Origin of the sequence: Micromonospora citrea (assembly GCF_900090315.1) — a bacterium.
GTDB classification, from domain to species: Bacteria; Actinomycetota; Actinomycetes; order Mycobacteriales; family Micromonosporaceae; genus Micromonospora; species Micromonospora citrea.
Genome location: NZ_FMHZ01000002.1, coordinates 1,967,600 through 1,988,183 on the forward strand (window position 1 = coordinate 1,967,600; position 20,584 = coordinate 1,988,183).

The 20,584-nt window shown below is 75.3% G+C and carries 21 protein-coding genes and 2 pseudogenes; 7 read left to right on the forward strand and 16 right to left on the reverse strand.

The window, feature by feature from the left end:
- Positions 1 to 191 precede the first annotated feature (191 nt).
- Positions 192 to 1,712, forward strand: coding sequence for a YifB family Mg chelatase-like AAA ATPase (locus GA0070606_RS09045; protein WP_091096750.1), 1,521 nt, complete (start codon positions 192 to 194; stop codon positions 1,710 to 1,712).
- Positions 1,709 to 2,941, forward strand: a complete 1,233-nt coding sequence (locus tag GA0070606_RS09050; RefSeq protein WP_245724622.1) for a DNA-processing protein DprA — start codon at positions 1,709 to 1,711, stop codon at positions 2,939 to 2,941. The genes GA0070606_RS09045 and GA0070606_RS09050 overlap by 4 nt, the downstream gene beginning before the upstream one ends.
- A gap of 210 nt (positions 2,942 to 3,151) precedes the next feature.
- On the opposite strand, the gene GA0070606_RS09055 is transcribed toward GA0070606_RS09050, so the two are convergent.
- Positions 3,152 to 3,544: a hypothetical protein gene (locus GA0070606_RS09055; RefSeq protein ID WP_245724623.1), complete on the reverse strand. Its 393-nt coding sequence runs from the start codon at positions 3,542 to 3,544 to the stop codon at positions 3,152 to 3,154.
- A gap of 249 nt (positions 3,545 to 3,793) precedes the next feature.
- Between GA0070606_RS09055 and GA0070606_RS09060 the strand changes: the two genes are divergently transcribed.
- A complete protein-coding gene (locus GA0070606_RS09060; RefSeq protein WP_091096754.1) occupies positions 3,794 to 4,993 on the forward strand; it encodes a tyrosine recombinase XerC in 1,200 nt (399 codons plus the stop codon).
- A gap of 109 nt (positions 4,994 to 5,102) precedes the next feature.
- Here the strand turns inward: GA0070606_RS09060 and GA0070606_RS09065 are convergent, their stop codons facing one another.
- Positions 5,103 to 5,693: a GNAT family N-acetyltransferase gene (locus GA0070606_RS09065; protein WP_091096756.1), complete on the reverse strand. Its 591-nt coding sequence runs from the start codon at positions 5,691 to 5,693 to the stop codon at positions 5,103 to 5,105.
- Between the two features lie 91 nt (positions 5,694 to 5,784).
- Here GA0070606_RS09065 and GA0070606_RS09070 point away from each other — a divergent pair, with 91 nt between their 5' ends.
- Entirely contained in the window at positions 5,785 to 6,966 is a 1,182-nt protein-coding gene (locus tag GA0070606_RS09070) for an aminotransferase class V-fold PLP-dependent enzyme (RefSeq protein WP_091096758.1), read from the forward strand.
- A 118-nt stretch (positions 6,967 to 7,084) separates the two neighbouring features.
- On the opposite strand, the pseudogene GA0070606_RS33215 reads toward GA0070606_RS09070, so the two are convergent.
- Positions 7,085 to 7,792, reverse strand: a pseudogene (locus GA0070606_RS33215) (murein hydrolase activator EnvC family protein); the annotation flags it as partial.
- 209 nt (positions 7,793 to 8,001) lie between these two features.
- Between GA0070606_RS33215 and GA0070606_RS09080 the strand changes: the two are divergent.
- Together GA0070606_RS09080 and GA0070606_RS09085 are read left to right on the forward strand one after the other, a co-directional pair.
- The gene (locus GA0070606_RS09080) at positions 8,002 to 8,631 is read left to right on the forward strand and encodes a class I SAM-dependent methyltransferase (RefSeq protein WP_091096762.1); all 630 of its coding nucleotides are present in this window, start codon (positions 8,002 to 8,004) and stop codon (positions 8,629 to 8,631) included.
- Positions 8,632 to 8,920: 289 nt separating this feature from the next.
- Positions 8,921 to 10,027 carry a sulfite oxidase gene (locus GA0070606_RS09085; RefSeq protein WP_091096764.1) on the forward strand — a complete coding sequence of 369 codons (1,107 nt, stop codon included), beginning with the start codon at positions 8,921 to 8,923 and terminating at the stop codon, positions 10,025 to 10,027.
- 109 nt (positions 10,028 to 10,136) lie between these two features.
- Here the strand turns inward: GA0070606_RS09085 and GA0070606_RS09090 are convergent, their stop codons facing one another.
- The 12 genes and pseudogenes from GA0070606_RS09090 to proS form a co-directional block, all read right to left on the reverse strand.
- Positions 10,137 to 10,460, reverse strand: coding sequence for a DUF2469 domain-containing protein (locus GA0070606_RS09090; RefSeq protein WP_007075222.1), 324 nt, complete (start codon positions 10,458 to 10,460; stop codon positions 10,137 to 10,139).
- On the reverse strand, positions 10,457 to 11,269 hold the full coding sequence (locus GA0070606_RS09095; RefSeq protein ID WP_091096766.1) for a ribonuclease HII: 813 nt from the start codon (positions 11,267 to 11,269) through the stop codon (positions 10,457 to 10,459). Before GA0070606_RS09095 ends, GA0070606_RS09090 begins: the two co-directional genes overlap by 4 nt.
- On the reverse strand, positions 11,263 to 11,751 hold the full coding sequence (locus tag GA0070606_RS09100; RefSeq protein WP_091096768.1) for an NUDIX hydrolase: 489 nt from the start codon (positions 11,749 to 11,751) through the stop codon (positions 11,263 to 11,265). The genes GA0070606_RS09095 and GA0070606_RS09100 overlap by 7 nt, the downstream gene beginning before the upstream one ends.
- 48 nt (positions 11,752 to 11,799) lie before the next feature.
- Entirely contained in the window at positions 11,800 to 12,420 is a 621-nt protein-coding gene (lepB, locus tag GA0070606_RS09105) for a signal peptidase I (protein ID WP_091096770.1), read from the reverse strand.
- A 9-nt stretch (positions 12,421 to 12,429) separates the two neighbouring features.
- A pseudogene (lepB, locus tag GA0070606_RS09110) lies at positions 12,430 to 13,304 on the reverse strand (signal peptidase I).
- A 184-nt stretch (positions 13,305 to 13,488) separates the two neighbouring features.
- Positions 13,489 to 13,845: a 50S ribosomal protein L19 gene (rplS, locus tag GA0070606_RS09115; RefSeq protein WP_089001547.1), complete on the reverse strand. Its 357-nt coding sequence runs from the start codon at positions 13,843 to 13,845 to the stop codon at positions 13,489 to 13,491.
- A 142-nt stretch (positions 13,846 to 13,987) separates the two neighbouring features.
- On the reverse strand, positions 13,988 to 14,761 hold the full coding sequence (gene trmD, locus GA0070606_RS09120; protein WP_091096772.1) for a tRNA (guanosine(37)-N1)-methyltransferase TrmD: 774 nt from the start codon (positions 14,759 to 14,761) through the stop codon (positions 13,988 to 13,990).
- A 20-nt stretch (positions 14,762 to 14,781) separates the two neighbouring features.
- Positions 14,782 to 15,429, reverse strand: coding sequence for a ribosome maturation factor RimM (rimM, locus tag GA0070606_RS09125; RefSeq protein ID WP_091096774.1), 648 nt, complete (start codon positions 15,427 to 15,429; stop codon positions 14,782 to 14,784).
- Entirely contained in the window at positions 15,429 to 15,689 is a 261-nt protein-coding gene (locus GA0070606_RS09130; RefSeq protein ID WP_176737275.1) for an RNA-binding protein, read from the reverse strand. Before GA0070606_RS09130 ends, rimM begins: the two co-directional genes overlap by 1 nt.
- The gene (gene rpsP, locus GA0070606_RS09135) at positions 15,664 to 16,122 is read right to left on the reverse strand and encodes a 30S ribosomal protein S16 (protein ID WP_091096776.1); all 459 of its coding nucleotides are present in this window, start codon (positions 16,120 to 16,122) and stop codon (positions 15,664 to 15,666) included. The genes GA0070606_RS09130 and rpsP overlap by 26 nt, the downstream gene beginning before the upstream one ends.
- Positions 16,123 to 16,368: 246 nt before the next feature.
- A complete protein-coding gene (locus GA0070606_RS09140) occupies positions 16,369 to 17,016 on the reverse strand; it encodes a ribonuclease FAU-1 family protein (protein ID WP_091096778.1) in 648 nt (215 codons plus the stop codon).
- 104 nt (positions 17,017 to 17,120) lie between these two features.
- On the reverse strand, positions 17,121 to 18,527 hold the full coding sequence (gene proS, locus GA0070606_RS09145; RefSeq protein WP_091096780.1) for a proline--tRNA ligase: 1,407 nt from the start codon (positions 18,525 to 18,527) through the stop codon (positions 17,121 to 17,123).
- A gap of 105 nt (positions 18,528 to 18,632) precedes the next feature.
- Between proS and GA0070606_RS09150 the strand changes: the two genes are divergently transcribed.
- Positions 18,633 to 19,238: a TetR/AcrR family transcriptional regulator gene (locus GA0070606_RS09150; RefSeq protein ID WP_091096783.1), complete on the forward strand. Its 606-nt coding sequence runs from the start codon at positions 18,633 to 18,635 to the stop codon at positions 19,236 to 19,238.
- A gap of 159 nt (positions 19,239 to 19,397) precedes the next feature.
- Here the strand turns inward: GA0070606_RS09150 and GA0070606_RS09155 are convergent, their stop codons facing one another.
- Positions 19,398 to 20,477 carry an amidohydrolase family protein gene (locus GA0070606_RS09155; protein ID WP_091096785.1) on the reverse strand — a complete coding sequence of 360 codons (1,080 nt, stop codon included), beginning with the start codon at positions 20,475 to 20,477 and terminating at the stop codon, positions 19,398 to 19,400.
- Between the last annotated feature and the right edge of the window lie 107 nt (positions 20,478 to 20,584).

Sequence of the window (20,584 nt, forward strand, 5' to 3'; positions counted from 1 at the left end):
GGGCGGCGGCCGTACGCCCTGGTCGGCCGGCGGCAGACCGGCAGTGGGCGGGCCGTCCGAGCCGGCGCGGCAGGGTCGCCCACCGCCGACGTCGAACGGCGAGCCGGCGCGGCGGGATCTCCCACCGCCGGCGCCGAACGGCGAGCCCGGACGGCCGGGCCCGTCGGCACAGGCCCTCGGCGGGTGGCGGCGTGAGCTACGCGAAGGTGCTCTGCGTGGGCCTGGTCGGCGTGACCGGGCACCTGGTGGAGGTCGAGGCCGACCTGGCGGCCGGTCTGCCCGCCGTGGTCATCTCGGGGCTGCCGGACACCGCCCTGCACGAGGCCCGGGACCGGGTCCGCGCGGCGGTGGTCAACTCGGGCCAACGATGGCCCAACCGCCGGATCACACTCAACCTGCTGCCGGCCGATCTGCCGAAGTTCGGCTCGGCGTTCGACCTGGCGATCGCGGCGGCCCTGCTGGGCGGCTCGGGTGAGCTGCCGCTGCTGCCGCTGGACCGCGTGGTGGTCCTGGGCGAGCTGGGCCTCGACGGCACGGTCCGGCCGGTGCGCGGCGTGCTGCCGATGGTCGCCGCGGCGGCCAGGGCCGGCGTCGAGCGGGTGATCGTCCCCGCCGCCAACGCCGCCGAGGCGGCGGTCGTCCCGGGGATCCGGGTCCGGGCGGTCGACACGCTGCACCGGCTGGTCAGCTTCGTCCGGGATGGCACCCCGCTGATCGAGCCGGAGGCGGTCTGCGCGGCGCCGGGCGGCGCCGGGCCGGACCTGGCGGAGGTCGCCGGGCAGGGGCTGGGCCGGCGGGCGCTGGAGGTGGCCGCGGCGGGTGGGCACCACCTGGCGCTGCTCGGGCCGCCGGGCGCCGGCAAGACCATGCTCGCCGAGCGCCTTCCGTCGATCCTGCCCGAGCTCGACGACGAGGCCGCGCTGGAGGTGACCGCCCTGCACTCGATCGCCGGGCTGCTCCCGCCGGGCGGTCGGCTGCTTCGCCGACCACCGTTCCAGGCCCCGCACCACACGGCGACCGTGCCGTCGCTGGTCGGCGGCGGCTCCGGGCTGGCCCGTCCCGGCGCCATCTCGCTCGCCCACCGCGGGGTGCTCTTCCTCGACGAGGCACCCGAATTCAGCCGGGGCGCCCTGGAGGCGCTGCGCCAACCGCTGGAGCACGGCCGGGTCCGGCTGGCCCGCAGCCGTGGGGGCGCCGAATATCCCGCCCGCACCCAACTGGTGCTGGCGGCCAATCCGTGCCCGTGCGCCAAGCCGGCCGGGGACGCCTACTGCGAGTGCCCGCCGCAGGCCCGCCGGCGCTACCTGAGCCGCCTCTCCGGCCCCTTGCTGGACCGGATCGACGTGCAGGTGACGCTGCCACCCGTCCGAGCCGCCGAGTTGATGGCGGCGGCCGTGGACAGCGAGTCGTCGGCCACCGTCGCCCGAAGGGTGGCGGCCGCCCGGGAGGCCGCCGCCGCGCGCTGGGCCGTCCTCGGCCGCCGGCTCAATGCCGAGATACCCGGCCCGTACCTGCGTCGACCGCCCTGGCGACTGCCCGGGCCCGACACGGCGGAGCTGCGGGCCCGACTGGACTCCGGGTCGCTCTCCGCCCGGGGCTTCGACCGCGTCGTCCGCCTGGCCTGGACGATCGCGGACCTCGACGGCCGGGACCGGCCCGACCGGGACGACGTCGGGGAGGCCATTCAACTGAGAACGGGGGACGGCACGTGAGCACGAAGGAGACGCTGGCCAGGGTCGCGCTGACCTGGCTCGCCGAGCCGGGCACCCGGTCGGTGCACCGGCTGGTCGACCGCCTCGGTCCGGTGGGGACGCTCGACCTGCTGCTCGACGGCGGCGCGCCGGACGACACGTTGCGGGCCACGGTCGCGGCGCGTACCGCCGCCGGAGACCCACGGGCCGTCGCGGCCGAGGCGCTGGCCCGCGCCGACCGGCTCGGCGCCCGCGTCGTCGTGCCCGGCGACGACGAGTGGCCCACCCGGGTCGAGCAGTTGCGGGAGCTGCGACTGCCCGAGGCCCATCGCCGGGTGGACACCGAGACCGCACCGCCGCTTTGTTTCTGGGTGCGCGGGTCGTGGCCGCTCGCCGAGGCGTTCGACCGCTCGGTCGCGGTCGTCGGTGCCCGGGCCGCCAGCGGCTACGGCACACACGTCGCCACCGAGCTCGGCTACGGCCTCGCCGACCGGGACTGGACCGTCGTCTCCGGCGGCGCGTTCGGCATCGACGCGGCTGCCCATCGGGGCGCGCTCAACGCCGGCGGCGTCACCGTCGCCGTGCTCGCCTGTGGCGTGGACCGCCCCTACCCGATGGGCAACGCGGCGCTGTTCGACCGGATCGCCGACACCGGGTTGCTGGTCAGCGAGTGGATGCCGGGGGCGGACCCGCTCCGGCCCCGGTTCCTCATCCGCAACCGGGTGATCGCGGCGGGGACCCTCGGCACCGTGCTGGTGGAGGCGGCGGCGCGCAGCGGCGCGACCCAGACCACGCACCGGGCCCTCGCCCTGCGCAGGCCCGCCATGGTGGTGCCGGGCCCGGTCACGTCCGCGATGTCGGTGGGCGCGCACGAGCTGCTACGCGAGCACCCGAAGTCCCGGCTGGTCACCGGGGTGGCGCAGGTGCTGGAGGAGGTCGGGCGGATCGGCGAGCTGGCCCCGGTTCCGCGCGGTCCGCAGCGGCCGGCCGACCAGCTCGACGACGACGCGAGGTCGATCGTCGAGGTGCTGCCGCGTCGGGGCGCGGTGGGGGTGGAGGTCCTCGCGGCCCGCGCCGGCGTCGCCGTCCGCACCGTGCTGCGGAAGCTGTCCATGCTGGAGGAGCTGGCCCTGGTGGTGCGCCGCGAGGACGGCTACGCCCTCGCGCCGCCACCGGCCGACGCCGGCCGGGCCGGTCAGGGCCGACGTGCCGACGGCCGGCCGACCCCGGCCGGCGAACGGCCCGGGTGAACCGGCCCGGTGCGGCGGACGCGGGTGGCGGCCCGCCACAGCGGAGTCGGGACGCGCCCCGGGCTGTCGGAGGCGGGGCCCGGATCGCCCGGGAGATACGCAGGGTCAGGTCTGACCCCGGGTGGGGGTCAGGTCTGACCCGGGTGGGGGTCAGGTCTGACCCCGGGTGGCGGCGGGCGAAGCGGGCCGACGCGGGGAGGCACTGCCAGGTCAGTCCCCCTCGAAGCGGATCTCCATCTCGCGGTCCTGCCGGCAGCGCCGCGCCAGGAGGTCCAGCCGGCGTACGTGCGTCGTCTCGGGCGACGTCCGGGCCACCTCGGCGAGGCTCCGCAGCTCGGTGAGGAGCTGCGGAGCCCGGTCGGCGGGGACCACCAGCTCGCCGACCGGGTCCACCTGGTCCAGCAGCGGGGTCCGCCCGCCGCCGCGTACGCGCTGGACGAGGTCCAGCAGCACGTCGTCGGGATCGGGCAGCACCTCGGCCGGCACGAGGCGACGCCGGCCGGAACCCGTCGCTACCACCCGGTAGAGGACGACGTCGACCCCCATGTCCGGTCCCCCTTCGTCGAGCCCGGCCCGTCGGATGCCGCCCACGATCCGGGGCACACACCCGTTGGTACGACAAGTCTGCGCGCACCGGCCGCGGTAATCCATCACCCGGACCGGGGGCGGCGGGACGGTGTCCCGGCGTCCTGCCCGAACAGTCCGTCGGCCGTAGGCTGGTTCTGTGCCAGCCGAGCATCCGCCACCGCCGGGCCCCACGAGGAGGCCGCCCGGACGACCGCGCCGTGCGTCGTCCCGCCGGCCGGTCCCGGGGCGGTCGTCGTGAGCCGGGAGTCGACCGGCAGACGGGCGATGCACGAGGCGCTCCCGGCGGCGATGCGCGAGGCGGTGGACGACTTCGCCGGGCACCTGGCCGGGGTGCGCAACCGGTCCGCGCACACCGTCCGGGCGTACGTCGGCGACGTGGTGGCGCTGCTGGACCACGCGCGTCGGATGGGCTGCGCGGAGCTGGCGGAGCTGGATCTCACCGTGCTGCGCAGTTGGTTGGCGAAGCAGCGGACGACGGGCGCCGCGCGGACGTCGCTCGCCCGCCGGGCGGCCTCGGCGCGGGCGTTCAGCGCCTGGGCGCACCGCTGCGGGCTGCTCCCCACCGATGTGGCGGGCGCGCTGGCCAGCCCTCGCGCGCACCGGGACCTGCCCAGCGTGCTCCGTGCCGATCAGGCGGCCGCGCTGGTCGAGGCCCCCGGCCGCGCCAACCGGGCCGCGCCGACGGTGTCGCACGCCGCGCGCCCCGCGCCAATCGACGGCCGGGCGGACGCCCTCGGCCCGGCGGCCATCGACACTGCCGCCGGCGACACGACGGCCACCGCCACTGCCGCCGGCGACACGACGGCCACCGCCACTACCGCCGGCGACACGACGGCCACCGCCACTACCGCCGGCGACACGACGGCCGGCACGGCGGGCACCTTCGTTCCGACCACCTGCACGGCAGCCGGCACGGCGGAACGCACGACGAACTCCGACACGGCGGACGGTGCCGCCGAGGCCGTGCTGCTGCGCGACCGGGCGCTGCTGGAGCTGCTCTACGGCACGGGCGTACGGATCAGTGAGGCGTGCGGCCTGGACGTCGCCGACATCGACCACGGGCGACGGGTCGTGCGGGTGTTCGGCAAGGGCGGCCGGGAGCGCGCGGTCCCGTACGGGGTGCCGGCCCAGCGGGCGCTCGACGAGTGGCTGCGCCACGGCCGGCCCGCGCTGGCCGGACCGCACTCCCGGGACGCGCTGCTGCTCGGCGCGCGCGGCGGGCGACTCAACCCGACGACGGCCAGGCGGATCGTGAGCGGCTACGCCGAAGCCGCCGGCCTGCCCCCGGTCAGCCCGCACGGGCTGCGGCACTCGGCGGCCACCCACCTGCTCGAAGGCGGCGCCGACCTGCGTGCGGTGCAGGAACTGCTGGGGCACTCGTCCCTCGCGAGCACGCAGATCTACACGCACGTGTCGGTGGAGCGGCTCCGCGCCGCCTACCGCCAGGCCCACCCCCGCGCCTGATTGGCGCGATTCGCCGACCGGGCCGCCACCGACCAGACGCCCACGACCAGTACGGCGCCGAATCCGCAGGCTGCCACGACCGGCACAGCGCTCAGGGGCAGCCCGACCCTCAGGGGCGGCGCGGCGACGAGCCCGGGCCGTCCGGGGCGGAGCCGCGGAGCACGACGTGCGGCGGCCGGCCCAGGTCCAGGCACATCCGGACGTCGTCGTAGCGTTCGTCGCCCACCTCGATGACGTTCGGCAGCCGCCCCCACTCGCGGAAGCCGAGCCGCTCGTATAGCGCGATCGCGCCGTGGTTGTTGCCCCGTACGCCGAGCGCGAGGGTCTCGATGCCGGCCCTGCGGGCGTCGTCGACCAGGGCGCCGGTGACGAGCCGGCCGATCCCCCGGCCACGGGCGGCCGGGTGGGCCGTGATCTTTTCCAGGTCGGCGTAGTGGGCGAAGATCGGCTTCGGACCGCGCCGCCACAACCCGGTACCCACGACCCGGGAGTCCAGCACGGCGAGAGCCAGCGCAGCGTCGCCGGCCCGGACAAGGCTGAGCACGGAGTCCAGCCATGCGTCGGTCTCGGCGCGACCGGGTGGGACGGCGTACCCGATCGCGCCGCCGCGCTCGGCCACCGCGTGCAGCACCCGGTGCACGTCGGCGCGGAGCTGCCGGTCGGCGACGGTCGGCCAGCGCAGTCCGACGGGGGCGTCCATGACAGGCGATCCTGCAGTATCGAGGGGCGTCGACCGGCACGGGCACCGCCGGAACGCCGGCCGGAGATCCACCGGCCGCTACGATCATCGGGTGAGCGTCCCGCAGCCGCCCGAGCCGATCGCGGCAGCCCGCCTGCTCTTCTCGCTCGACCCCACCGTGAGCCACCTCAACCACGGCTCGTTCGGCGCGGTGCCGATCGCTGTGCAGCGGGCCCAGCAGCGGCTGCGTGACGAGATGGAAGCCAACCCGCTGCGCTTCTTCACACGAGGTCTGGTCGACCGGATCACCCATGCCCGCCGCCACGTGGCCGGCTTCCTGGGCGCCGACCCGGAAGGCACCGCCCTGGTGCCGAACGCCACCACCGGCGTGGCCATGGTGCTCCAGTCGCTCGGCCTGCGCCCCGGCGACGAGGTGCTCACGACCGACCACGGCTATGGCGCGGTGGCCCTGTCCGTCGCCCGGGAGTGCCGCCGCACGGGGGCGGTCACCCGCGCGCTGCACGTGCCGCTGGCCGCCACCGACGAGGAGGTCGTCGAGGTCGTCCGCGCGGGCCTGCGCCCTGGCCGGACCCGGCTGCTCGTGGTGGACCAGCTCACCTCGGCCACCGCCCGGCTCCTCCCGGTCGCCGCCATCGTCCGGGTGGCCGGGGAGCACGGGATACCGGTCCTGGTCGACGCCGCGCACGCCCCGGGCATGCTGGCGACTCCGGTCGGGAGCATCGGCGCCGACTTCTGGGTGGGCAACCTGCACAAGTGGGCGTACGCGCCACGCGGCAGCGCCGTGCTGGTGGTCGCACCGTCGTGGCGGGAACGCATCGAGCCGCTGGCCGTCTCGTGGGAGCAGGAGTCGGGGTTCCCCCGCCGGGTCGAGTGGGCGGCGACCCAGGACTACACCGGCTGGCTGGCCGCACCGGTGGGCCTGTTCACCCTGCGCAGCCTCGGCGCCGACCGGGTACGCGGGCACAACGCCGCGCTGGCGGCGTACGGCCAGCGGGTGGTGGGGGACGCGCTCGGGGTGGCCCCCAGCGACCTGCCGGACCCCGGCGGGCGCGGGGTGGCCATGCGGATCGTTCCGTTGCCGGCGGGCCTGGGCACCACCTTCGACGCGGCGCGGGCGCTGCGGGAACGGATCGCCGATCGGCTCGCCACGGAGGTGGCGGTCATGTCCTGGAACGGCCGGGGCTGGCTGCGGCTGTGCGCGCAGGTCTACAACACCGCGGACGAGTACGAGCGGCTGTCGGTGCGGCTCCCCCCGCTGCTCGCCCAGCGCTGAGCGGGTCGCCGTTCACCGGCACCACCCGGACTGGCCCAGACACCGAGGCCAGGCCAGACACCCAGGCCGGGCCAGACACCCAGGCCGGGCCAGACGCCGGGGCCGGGTCGGGCTCGACGCCCTCCAACGGCAGCAGCCGCACCGCGCCGAGGCCGAGCAGGGTCAGCGGGTCGAGGTAGTCGGCGCCACGGCGCAGCCCCCAGTGCAGGCAGGCCGGCGCGGGACAGCCGGCATGGCCGGCGAGCAGCGTGCCCAGCGGTGCGCCGGCGGCGAGCCCGTCGCCGGTTCGGACCGCCGGCGCCACGGGCTCGTAGGTGGTCCGCAGTCCTCCGGCATGCCCGACGGTGACGACCGGTCGCCCGGCGACCATGCCGGCGAAGAGGACCGTGCCGGGACCGGCGGACCGTACGGTGGCACCCGGCGCGGCGGCCAGGTCGACGCCCCGGTGGCCGGGGAGCCACGGGCGCGGCGGCGGATCGAACCGGCGCACCGGCCGCGGCACGCCGTCGAGCGGCCACCGGAACCGCGCCGCCCCGGACGCCGGGCCTTGAAACGGGCGGGCCCCGGACGCCGAGGGGCCGGCACCGCCGGCCGCACGCCCGAACTCGGCGCGCGCAGGCGCGGAGACGGCACGCGCAGGCGCAGACTCGGCGCCCACAGGCGCAGCCGCGACACGCGCAGACGCGGAGACGACGCGCGCAGGCGTGGTCGTCGCCGCCCGGACCGGTGTCGACACCGGCTGCGGGGCGACGGGCGCGGCGGGCGGTACGAGGGACAGCAGCGCGGCGCAGAGCACGGCGGAGGCGGTACGGGTCGGTGGTCGCATGGGGCGCAGCCTGCGTGGTGCCCGCCGCGATTCGCCACCCCGGCACCCGGCGCCTGTGGACAGTCGGTGTCCTGTGGACGGTCACCCGCGACGGGACCTGATCTGCTATGCGCCGCGACCCGACACGCCCGAGCCGACCGGCACTGCGGGAGCGGTCCGCCGACCGGTAGCGGGCCACCGGCCGGGCGGCGGACGCCTAGGCTGGGTCGGTGACGCGGGACTGGTACGCCTGGCACGAGGACTACGAGGACCCGGGCTCGGCGCTCTCCCGCCGGCTCGCCGAGGTGCGGATGCGGATCCGGGCGGCGCTCGACGCGGCCGCGCCCGGCCCGCTGCGGGCGGTCAGCGTCTGCGCCGGGCAGGGGCGCGACCTGATTCCCGTACTGGCGGTCCACCCCCGGCGGGACGACGTGACCGCCCGGCTCGTGGAGTTGGATCCCCGCAACGCGGAGGTGGCCCGGTCGGCCGCCCGCGCGGCGGGGCTGTCCTCGGTGGAGGTGGTGGTCGGGGACGCGGCGCGCACGGACGCGTACGTCGATCTCGTTCCGGCCGACCTGGTGCTGGTCTGCGGGGTGTTCGGCAATGTCGGCGAGGCGGACGTGCGGGCCATCGTGCGGCACTGCGCGGCGCTCTGCGCCACCGGCGGCTCGGTGTTCTGGACCCGGCACCGGCGTAGCCCCGACCTGGTGCCGACCATCTGCGACTGGTTCGCCGAGGAGGGCTTCAGGCCGGTGGCGGTAAGCAGTCCGGCCGACGGCGTGGGCGTGGGCGTCCACCGGTTCGAGGGCCGACCGCGGCCCCTGCCGGCCGGGGTGACGATGTTCGAGTTCCTCGGCTGAGACCGGCCCGCCGGGAGCGACCAGGACCGGCGTCGAAAGTGACCAGGATCGGTGCCGAGAGCACCAGGATCGGTGCCGAGAGCACCAGGACCGGTGCCGAGAGCACCAGGACCGGTGCCGAGAGCGACCAGGGCGAGCGTCGAAGGCGACCAGGGCAGGCACCGGGATCGGCCAAGACCGGCGCGGGGAACGGGCGGGGCGGGCGCGGGGAACGGGCGGTGGGGCGGCGAGACCCCTAGGCTGGGGCGGGTGCGGCGGAGCGGCCGCCGTTCGGCCCGGGGAGGCCAGGATGACCACTGTGGACGACGTGAGCCGGCCGTCCCGGCTGGCCGAGCCGGACGAGGGGATCACCGTCGAGGAGTTGCGGCTGGCCGCCCGCAACCACGGCATCCCGCTGGAGGCGCTGCGCTACGACGTCACCCCGGCAGGCCTGCACTACCTGCTCATCCACTACGACATCCCGGACCTCGACCCGGCGACCCACGCGGTGACCGTGGGCGGCGCGGTGGACCGGCCGCTGGCCCTGGACCTCGCCGCGCTGCGCGCCCGCCCACGGGTGACCCGGCGGGTGACGCTGGAGTGCGCCGGCAACGGGCGGGCCCTGCTGCACCCCAGGCCGGTGAGTCAGCCGTGGCTGGTGGAGGCGGTCGGCAACGCCGAGTGGACCGGCACCCCGCTGGCTCCGCTGCTCCGGGAGGCGGGGATCGCCGCCGACGCCGTGGACGTGGTCTTCACCGGCGCCGACCACGGCGTGGAGCGCGGCGTCGAGCAGGACTACCAGCGCGCGCTGCCGGTCGCCGACGCGCTGCGGGAGGAGGTGCTGCTGGCGTACGAGATGAACGGCGCTCCCCTGCTGCCGCAGCACGGCGCCCCGCTGCGGCTGATCGTGCCCGGCTGGTACGGCATGGCGCACGTCAAGTGGCTCCGCGCGATCGACGTGCGCACCGAGGCGTTCGACGGCTACCAGAACGCGGTCGCCTACCGGCTGCGGCGGGACGCCGACGACCCGGGCGTGCCGGTGACCCGGATCGAGCCACGGGCGCTGGTCAGGCCGCCGGGCTTCCCCGACTTCATGTCCCGCACCCGGGTGCTGCGCCCGGGGCCCTGCACGCTGGACGGTCGCGCCTGGTCGGGCCACGCCCCGGTCGTCTCGGTCGAGGTGACCACCGACGGCGGGGCCACCTGGGCACCGGCCAGGCTGGACGATCAGTCGGGTGGCGAGTTCGCCTGGCGCGGGTGGCGTCACGAGTGGACGGCGGAGCCGGGGCGGCACGTGCTCGGCGCCCGCGCCACCGACGCGTCGGGCCGGACCCAGCCGGTCGAGCAGCCGTGGAACCGGGGCGGCTTCGCCAACAACCTCGTCCAACGGGTCGAGGTCGTGGTGCTGCCGGGATGACGCCGACCGCCGGGGAGGCGGGGGGACGACGACGGCCGCGCGGCGGTGGGGGTGCCGACGGGGCCACGGGCCCGGTGGTCGCGCCACCGGGCGACAGCTGGGCGGTGGGTCAGCCGCCGAAGCCGGAGTCGGCGGGGAGGGAGATGTCCGGCTTCTCCAGCTCCTCGACGTTGACGTCCTTGAAGGTCATCACCCGGACGTTCTTGACGAAGCGGGCGGGACGATACATGTCCCACACCCAGGCGTCGTGCATCTCGACCTCGAAGTAGACCTCGCCGTCGGAGTTGCGCACGTGCAGGTCCACCTGGTTGGCCAGGTAGAACCGGCGCTCGGTCTCCACCACGTAGGAGAACTGGCGGACAATGTCGCGGTACTCCCGGTAGAGCTGCAGCTCCATCTCGGTCTCGTACTTCTCGAGATCTTCCGCGCTCATCGCACTCCGCCTTCCATGACCACATCTTCCCCCACCGACGCCGGAGGCCGAGGCTGCTCGCCCAACGCCACGCCGACGGTACCCCCTGGCGCGCAAGAGCGCCCCATCGGCTCGTCCAGGCTTGCGCCCACCGGTCGGCGGGCCCGGGGTGGGGCGCCGTCCCGGCCGGACACCGCCGCCACGTTGACGTACGAGAACCGGTGCTCCCGGCACGGCCCGCGCTCGCGCAGCGCCGCACTGTGCTCCGGCGTGATGTAACCCTTGTGCTCGGCGAAGCCGTAGCCGGGGAACGCCCCGTCCAGCTCGACCATGATGCGGTCCCGGGTGACCTTGGCGAGCACGCTCGCCGCCGCCACGCAGGCGGCCACCCGGTCGCCCTTCCACACCGCCAGCCCCGGCACGTCGAGGCCGTCGACCCCGAAGCCGTCGGTCAGCACGTAGTCGGGGCGGGTGGCCAGGGACGCCAGGGCGCGGCGCATCGCGGCCAGGTTGCACACGTGCAGGCCCCGCTCGTCGACCTCCTCGGCGGGGACGACCACCACCGAGTACGCCAGGGCACGGGCGACGACCTCGTCGTGGACCCGCTCCCGGCTGGCCGGGGTGAGCAGCTTCGAGTCGGCCAGGCCGTCGATCTCGCCCCGGCGCCCCTCGGGCAGGATCGCGGCGGCGGCGACCAGCGGCCCGGCGCACGCCCCGCGACCCGCCTCGTCGGCGCCGGCGACGTGCCGGAAGCCGCGCCGCTGCAACGCGCGCTCCAGCGCGTAGAGCCCACCCTCGCGGCGCACCACCGTGCGCGGCGGCGTCAGCACGGCACACCTCCGTCGGTCGTCGGCGCCCCCGCCAGCGCCCTGGTCAGCACCGCCGGCAGATCCGGCGGATAGTAGCGCTCGTCGGTGGCGGCCAGCTCGTCCATCCGCCACCAGCGGTGGGCGGCGACGCTGGCCCGCTCGACCTCGCTGAAGCCGGTGGTGTCCACCTCGTGCCCGCTCACCCGCACCAGGAAGAACTCCTGCTCCTGCCGGTACCAGACGCCGTCGAACGGATACTCGGTCACGTCGCGGTGCACCGGCGCGCCGAACGCCGGGACCGGCAGCCGCAGCCCGGTCTCCTCGGCCAGTTCCCGCGCCGCGCACTCGGCATACGTCTCGCCCGGGTCCAGCCCTCCGCCCGGGGTGAACCACCAGCGACCGTCCTCGGGACGGGCCGGGTCGAAGCCGCTGAACAGCAGCACCCGACCCGCCGCGTCGACGAGCAGGACGCGCGCCGCGCGCCGAGGGGTGTAGTCGGTCACCGCACCAGCCTGCCAGACGCCGCCGACAACGCCCACGCCCGGCGGCCCCTACGGCTCGGGGATCCCCTCGAACTCCTTGGGCACGCTCAGCCAGGTGGCGCGGTTGACCGGCCAGAACACGGTGAACGCCCGCCCGACGACCTCGTCCTCGGGGATGGTGGCCGCGTTGATGTCCTGCCCGGACTGCTGCCAGTGCTCCAGCGAGTCGCCCGACGCCTCCCGGTGGTCGCCCATCACCCAGAGCCGGCCCTTCGGGACGGTGATGTCGAACTCCTCGGCCGTCTTGTCGCCGGGGAAGATGTACGGCTCGTCCAGCGGCTTGCCGTTGATCACCAGCCGCTCCTGCGGGTCGCAGCAGACCACGTGGTCGCCGCCGACGCCGATGACCCGCTTGATGAAGTCCTCTCCGTCGGGGTTGCTGCTCCACTCCAGGGGCGCCTTGAAGACGATGACCTCGCCCCGGTGCGGCGACCGGAAGTCGTATACCAGCTTGTTGACCAGCACCCGATCGTCGATCTGGAGAGTGTTCTCCATGGACGGGGAGGGGATGAAGAAGGTCTGCAGCACGAAGGCGCGCACCAGCACCGCGACCAGGATCGCCACGCCCAGGAGGATGGGCAGCTCCTTCCAGAAGGAACTGCGCGGCTTGTCGGTCTGCTCGTCAATCACGGAAGGAGCCTACGTTGCCGGGCCGGACGCCACCGTCCGGAACGCGCGAGAACGCCCAGCGCGGCCGCGACCGGCAGGAGGAGCACCACGCCGCCGCCGGGTGTGGCACGGACGGGGGGCGGGGCCCCCGTGGAGGCGGCCGGCGGATCGGCGACGTCGTCGAAGGTGGCCGGCACCGACAGCGCGCTCCACCGCGACGACGGCCAGACCACCGTGAAGGCGCGCCCCACCACGTTGTCGATGGGCACCGCCCCCTGGCAGCGCGCGTCCTGCGAGACCAGCCGGTGGTCGCCCATCACGAAGATCTGGCCGGGCGGGACGATGACCTCCGCGAAGCGCCGGGACCGGCACTCGTCGGGGTTGGGCGGGACGTCGAGCGGCGAGTCCCGGATCACGTACGACGACTCGTCGAGCGGCGTGCCGTTGACCAGCACCCGCCCCTGGGCGTCGCAGCACCTCACCCGGTCGCCGGGCAGCGCGATGACCCGCTTGATGAAGTCCTTCTCGCCGGGGCGGCTGACCCCGACCAGGTCGCCGACCGTCCGGCTGAGCTTGCCCACGAACCCGGCTTCCGGCTCCTCGTCGACCTGCGGAGCCCACCGGTCGGTGCCCCGGAAGACGACCACCTCGCCCCGCACCGGGTCACGAACGTCGTAGACGACCTTGTTGACCAGGACCCGGTCGCCGACGAGGAGGGTGTCCTCCATCGAGCCGGAGGGGATGAAGAACGCCTGGAGCAGGAAGGTGCGGATCAGCACCGCGAGGCAGAACGCGACGACCAGCAGCAGCGGCAGCTCCTGCCAGAGCGGCATCTGCCGGCGGGGCCGCCGCGCGCGTCGGCGCCACGGGTCGACGGCGCCGTCCTCGTCCAGCGTCTGCACCACGCACTCTCCGGTCAGCAGATGAGACAACTACCGCCCGGGAGCCTCGTCGAGGCCCCCCGGGCGGTAGTGGACGTCTCCCGGCCCCGAGGGGCGGGACGCCGGCCGGCTGCGCCCGTACGACCAGGGTAGTGCGGTCCGGCCGGTACGACACACGCGCAGCTCAGGCGGCGTGGCGAGCGAGAGGTCAGCTCGGCTGCTTCTCGCGCTTCTCCTTGATCTTGGCCTTCTTGCCCCGCAGCTCACGCAGGTAGTAGAGCTTGGCGCGGCGGACGTCACCGCGGGTCACGACCTCGATCCGGTCGATGGCCGGGCTGTTGATCGGGTAGGTGCGCTCGACACCGACGCCGAAGCTGATCTTGCGGACCGAGAAGGTCTCGCGCAGACCGTCACCCTGGCGGCGGATGACGACGCCCTGGAAGATCTGGACACGGGACCGGTTGCCCTCGACGACCCGGGCGTGCACCTTGACGGTGTCACCGGCACGGAAGTCGGGGAGGTCGGTGCGCTTCGACTGGGCGTCAAGGGCGTCCAGGATGTTCATCGCTGCGTCCTCGTGAGGCTCACGGCGCACCGTCAGTCGGTGCGCGGGTGGGTGATTCTGATCCCCGGGTGGCGGTCGGCGACCCGACCCCGGTCGAGGATCCTCGCAGCCGACCGCGGCGCGGCCGGTTGCGGCAACCCCCCTACTTTGCCACATCCCCCGGCCGCACCTGAAATCCGGCCCGGTCCAGCGCCGCGACGTCCCGTTCGTCCAGGCGCTGCGGGTCGAGCGCGGCGAGCATGTCCGGACGGCGCAGGGCGGTGCGGGTCAGCGCCTCGTCCCGCCGCCAGCGGGCGATCCGGCCGTGGTCGCCGGAGCGGAGCACCTCCGGCACGTCCAGCCCGCGCCAGCTGGCCGGCTTCGTGTACATCGGCGCCTCCAGCAGCCCGTGGGCGTGCGACTCCTCGTCCAGGGAGCCCGCGTTGCCGAGCACCCCGGGCAGCAGCCGGGTGACCGCCTCCAGGATCACCAGGACGGCGACCTCGCCACCGAAGAGGACGTAGTCGCCGAGGGAGACCTCGGTCACCGGCATCCGGGTGGCGGCGTGGTCGAGCACCCGCTGGTCGATGCCCTCGTAGCGGCCGCAGGCGAAGAGCAGGTGCGGCTCGGCGGCCAGCTCGTGCGCCATCGCCTGGGTGAAGGGGGCACCGGTCGGCGCGGGCACCACCAGCCGGGGCGGGGCCGCCTCCGCCGGGGCGAGCGCGTCGAGCGCCTCGCCCCACGGCTCGGGCCGCATCACCATGCCGGGCCCGCCGCCGTAGGGCGTGTCGTCGACCGTGCGGTGCACGTCGTGGGTCCAGGCTCGCAGATCGTGTACGGCCAGCCGCAGCGTGCCGTTCGACCGCGCCTTGCCGATCAACGACAGGTCCAGCGGGGCGAAGTACTCCGGGAAGATCGACACGATGTCGACGCGCATGCGGGGGTGCTCCAGCGGCTCTACAGGTCGAGCAGACCGGCCGGCGGGTCGACGACGACGCGACCGCCGGCGAGGTCAACCTCGGGGACGATCGCCTTGACGAACGGGATGAGTGCGGTGCGGCCCTCGGGCCGGCGCAGCACCAGCAGGTCGGAGGCGGGGGCGTGGTCGATCCGGGCCACCTCGCCCAGCCGCTCGCCGGCCGGGGTGACCACGGCCAGCCCGACGAGCTGGTGGTCGTGGAACTCCTCCGGGTCCTCCGGCGGGGCGACGTCGGCGCTGTCGACCGCCAGCAGCGTGCCGCGCAGCGCCTCGGCGACGTCCCGGTCCGCGACGCCCTCGAACGCGACCAGCAGCCGCCCCTGGTGCCAGCGGGCAGCCTCCACGGTCAGCTCGGCGGGCACCCGGAAGGGCTCGCCGTGCCCGGGCTGCGGCGACGCTCCCGGCTCGACGCGCGGCCCGCGACCGCCGGGCGCGGCCGGGGGCACCGCCCCCGGCATGGTGCGCAGCACGCCACCGCTGGGCGCGGCCGGGGGCACCGCCCCCGGCATGGTGCACAGCACCATGCCGGGGGCGAAGCGCGCCTCGGGCTCGTCGGTCCGCACCTCCACGGTGACCTCACCGCGGATGCCGTGCGGCTTGCCGATCCTGCCGACGATGAGCTGCATCAGTACGAGTCGACGATGTCGACGCGCACGCCGCGCCCGCCGATGGAGCCGATCACCTGGCGCAGCGCCTTGGCGGTCCGGCCGGACCGCCCGATCACCGTGCCGAGGTCCTCCGGGTGCACGCGGACTTCCAGCCGCTTGCCCCGACGGTTGTCGACCAGCCGGACGCGCACGTCATCGGGGTGGTCGACGATGCCCTTGACCAGGTGCTCCAGCGCCGGACGCAGTGCCATGTCAGGCCTGCTCGCCGGAGTCCGCACCGGCCTGCTCCTCGGTCTTCGGCGCCTCCTCGGCGGCCGGAGCCTCGGTCTTGGCGGCCTTCTTGGCCGGCTTGGCCGGGGTCTCGGCCAGGCCGGCGGCGGCCTTCGCCTCGGCCTCGTAGGCCGCGGTGCGGTCGACCCGCTCCGGGGCGACCTTCAGCGGCGGCGGGGCCGGCAGGCCCTTGAACTTCTGCCAGTCACCGGTCAGCTCCAGCAGCCGCTGCACCGCCTCGCTCGGCTGGGCGCCGACGGACAGCCAGTACTGGACCCGGTCCGACTTGACCTCGATCACCGAAGGGTCTTCCTTCGGCTGGTAGATCCCGACGAACTCGATCGCCCGGCCGTCGCGCTTGGTGCGCGAGTCGGCGACGACGATGCGGTACTGCGGGTTGCGGATCTTGCCCATCCGCAGGAGCCGGATCTTTACGGCCACAGTTGTTTCGCTCCTGTTGCGATCTCACCAGCCCGACGAGGGCGGTGCACGGGTGAGCGCCGACCGGCACAGTGGGGTTGGGCCGGAGACTGCTCGGTGGACTGGCGACGTGCCCGGGTTAGAGGGCGCCGGGCACACGCCGGATACCAGCCAGCCATTCTGCCAGATCCGGCCCGGATCTCTCACACCGGACCGCCCGGGGTCACCCACCCGTCGGCGGAAGTGACCGGAAACACACCCGCCGGGTCAGCGCGCCGGAGGGCGGTCCCAGCCCGGCGGAAGCTCCTCGGGGACGGTCCACTCCGCCGGCGGGACGAAGTCGCACCAGGTGCCGTCGAAGGGAAACTCGCCCGCCTCGGCCAGTGCGATCACCCGCTTGCCCTCGGCCCGGACCGCGTCCGGGTCGGGGACCCAGTAGTGCTCGGGGAAGGCGAGCCGCTCGGCGAACTCGTCCTCGTCCTTCCACTCCCAGCCACGATCGGGCCGGACGACCACGTCGAGGTCCTGGTCGGTCATGTCGACCCCGGCGAGCCGGCCGTCGTCCCAGCGCACGCCGGGCTCCTCCAGGTTGACGTACCAGGTGGCGAAGCGGTCGTGCGCGTCGCGGAACCACCAGACCGAGTGGGCCGCCCCGGCGGGCAGGAACTTCAGCACCGACGGGCCGTGCCACCGGCCCGGGGCGAGACGGTAGGACGAGCAGACCCACTCGGCGAACGGGACCGACCGCATGCCCGCCCCGGCCTCGGTGACCTCGGCCGCGACCGGCGCGTCGCGGGGCACCCAGAGCAGCAGGCCCCGCTCGTCGTCGCTGACCACCCGGGCGGTGCGGACCCAGCCGATCCGGCCCCGACGCACGTTGCGGTGGACGATCAACCGCCCCGGTTCGAACCTCACGTGCCGACCCTACCGCTGCCCGCCCCGCGGGCCCGTCCGCCCGGACCGGGTGCGGGAAAGGGGCCCTTCACGGGTGTGGCGGTGCCCCTCCCCGCGCACCGCACTCAGTAGGCGCGGGCCAGGATGGCGACGAGGTCCGGCTCGTCCTCGGAGTCGGGCACCGAGCCGTCGGCGCGCAGCAGGCAGCGCACGGTGACGCCCTGGCCGTTCGCCTCCGCCTCGCCCTGGGCGCCGACCGCCGACCACGGCACCATGGCCCAGCCGGTGGCCGCCGCCTCGATCGCCTCGGCCAGGGTCGACACCTCGACGGTGCGGGAGCGGCGGTGGGCCAGGGCCTGGTCGTGCAGCGCGCGCTGGTCGGCGTCGAGGGCGGCCAGCACGGCGGCGACCACGTCGGTTACCGGCGTCGGGGACTTCGAGCCGTCCGTGCGCCGGACCACGACCGCGTTGCCGGCGGCCAGGTCGCGGGGGCCGACCTCGACGCGTACGGGATAGCCGCGCAGCTCGGCGTCGACGGCCCGGCGGCCGAACGGGGTGTCGGTGCGGTCGTCGAGCGCGACCCGGACGCCGGCGTCGCGCAGGCCGTCGCGCAGCTTGGCCGCCGCCTCGCCGACGCCCTCGCCGTCCTTGACCACCATGACGTACGCCTGCACCGGCGCCAGCTTCGGCGGCACCCGCAGGCCGTTGTCGTCGCCGTGGCACATGATCAGGCCGCCGAGCATGCGGGTGGAGGTGCCCCAGGAGGTCGTCCAGGCGTGCTCCCGGCCGCCCTCGGCCGACGAGTAGCTGATGTCGAACGCCTTGGCGAAGTTCTGCCCCAGCTCGTGGCTGGTGCCGAGCTGGAGGGCCTTGCCGTCGCCCATCATGCCTTCGCAGGTGTAGGTGGCGGTGGCGCCGGCGAAGCGCTCCCGGGCCGTCTTCAGGCCGACGACCACCGGGATGCCCAGCACGTTGACCATCAGGTCCTCGTACGCCTCGTGCAGGATCCGCCGGGCGTAGGCCCGCGCGTCGGAGCGGGTCGCGTGCGCGGTGTGCCCCTCCTGCCAGAGGAACTCGCTGGTGCGCAGGAAGACCCGGGGGCGCAGCTCCCAGCGGACCACGTTGGCCCACTGGTTGAGCAGCAGCGGCAGGTCCCGGTAGGAGTCGATCCACTTGGCCATGAACTCGCCGATGACGGTCTCGCTGGTGGGGCGCACCACCACCGGCTCGGCGAGCTGCTTGCCGCCGCCGTGGGTGACCACCGCGAGTTCCGGCGAGAAGCCCTCGACGTGCTCCGCCTCGCGCTTGAGGTAGCTCTCGGGGATGAAGAGCGGGAAGTACGCGTTCTCCGCGCCCGCCGCCTTGATCCGGGCGTCCATCTCGGCCTGCATCCGCTCCCAGATGGCGTAGCCGGCCGGTCGGATGACCATGGTCCCCCGGACCGGGCCGTTGTCGGCCAGCTTCGCCTTGGCGATCAGGTCCTGGTACCAGCGGGGAAAGTCCTCCGCACGGGGAGTGAGCACGCGTGCCATGACCGCACATCCTATGCGTCGGCCGGCGGGACGGCGCCATCGGGCGCGGCGTCACCGGTGTCCGCCCGTGACGGCCGGCACGACGGGCCGTAGGATTCGGCCACCATGGCTGAGGTGAGGGACGGCACCCGCTCGCGGGAGGCGATCGTCGAGGCCGCCCGGGCGTTGACCATCGCGAGCGGCTGGGACGGCGTCCGGATGGGTGCCGTCGCGCGCGCGGCCGGAGTGAGCCGGCAGACGGTCTACAACGAGTTCGGCACCAAGGCGGGGCTGGCCGAGGCGCTCGCCCGGCGGGAGATCGACCGCTTCGTCGGCGACGTGCGCTCCCTCCTGCACGCGCACGGCGACGACGTCCGGGCCGCCGCGCACGCGACCATCTCGCACACCCTCCGGCAGGCGGCCGGCGATCCGCTGATCAAGGCGGTCCTGACCAGCACCCGGGGCGGCTCGGACGAGCTGCTGCCCTATCTGACCACCCGCCAGGAGCTGGTGCTGACGGAGGCCACGGACGCCCTGCTGGAGTGGGCCGGCCGCGTGCTGCCGGGCGCCGACCGGGCCGCCGTCGCCTTCGCCACGGACTCCGTCGTCCGCCTGGTGATCAGCCACATCGTCCTGCCCGGCGCCCCGGTCGAGCAGACCGCCACGGCCCTGGCCGACCTCGCCGTCCACCTCCTCGTGCACGCGGTCACCCAGGGCACCGGCAGCTACTGACGGCGCGGGCGGGTCGCGGAGCGGTCGCCACGCGGGGCCACCGGCCGGCGGCGGCGTCCCCGGCGCGACGCCCCGAGGGCGGTCGGCGGGTCTGGCCGCCGGGCACTCCCACACCCGGCGCCTCCGACAGGACGACCCCGCCGGGGCGGGCCCGGCCGGTCAGCGGACGACGCGACCGCGCAGCACGATCCGGGCGGGGCGGCGCACGGCGCGCAGGTCGGCGCGCGGGTCCTCGGCGTAGACGACCAGGTCGGCGAGGCCGCCCTCGACCAGGCCGGGGAAGCCGAGCCACTCCCGGGCCCGCCAGGAGGCGGCGGCGAGCACGTCGACCGTGGACATCCCCGCCTGCTCGTGCAGCAGCAGCATCTCCTCCGCCGCGAGGCCGTGGTCGATGCCGCCGCCCGCGTCGGTGCCCACGTAGATCGGCACCCCCGCCTCGTACGCGGCCCGCACCACCTCGGGGAAGCGGTCGCGCAGGGTGAGCATGTGGTCGGCGTAGCCGGGGAACTTGGCGCGCGCCTGGTCGGCGATCCCGCCGAAGGTCCGGATGTTGATCATCGTGGGGACCAGGGCGGTGCCCCGCCGGGCCATCTCGTCGATCAGGTCGAGGCTCAGCCCGGTGCCGTGCTCGACCGAGTCCACCCCGGCCCGCACCATGATCTCGACGGCCGACTCGGAGAAGGTGTGCACGGCGGCCCGTACGCCGGCGGCGTGCGCGGCCTCGACGGCGGCGGCCATCGTGTCGGCGTCCCAGGCCGGGGCGAGGTCGCCGACGCCCCGGTCGATCCAGTCGCCGACCAGCTTGACCCAGCCGTTGCCGGCCCGCGCCTGCGCGGCCACGGTCGCCGCCACCTCCGCCGCGCCGACCTCCACGCCGATGTCGCGCAGGTAGCGCTTCGGCGGCGCGATGTGCCGGCCGGCGCGGGCCAGCCGCGGCAGGTCTTCGGCGTCGTCCAGTTCGGGGTACGGGTACGGCGACCCGGCGTCGCGGATCGCGAGGACGCCGGCGTCCCGGTCGGTGCGGGCGAGTTCCCGGGCCTGGTCGAGCGAGGTGATCGGGGCGCCGCCCCGGGCGATGCCGATGTGGCAGTGCGCGTCGATCAGGCCGGGCAGCACGAAGCCGCCGTCGGCGATGGTCTGCGCGCCCGGAACCGGGGTGAAGGTCACCCGGTCCCCGACCAGCCACAGGTCACGGACCTCGTCGTCGGGCAGCACCACGCCGCGTACGTGCCAGGCCATGCGTCCTCCGTCCTGCGAGCGAAAGGGCGGTCCGCGGCCATTCTCCCCGGCCGGCGCCGGCCCGGTCCCGCCGGGCCGGCGCCGGCCGGCCGGCGCCCGGCCGCGCC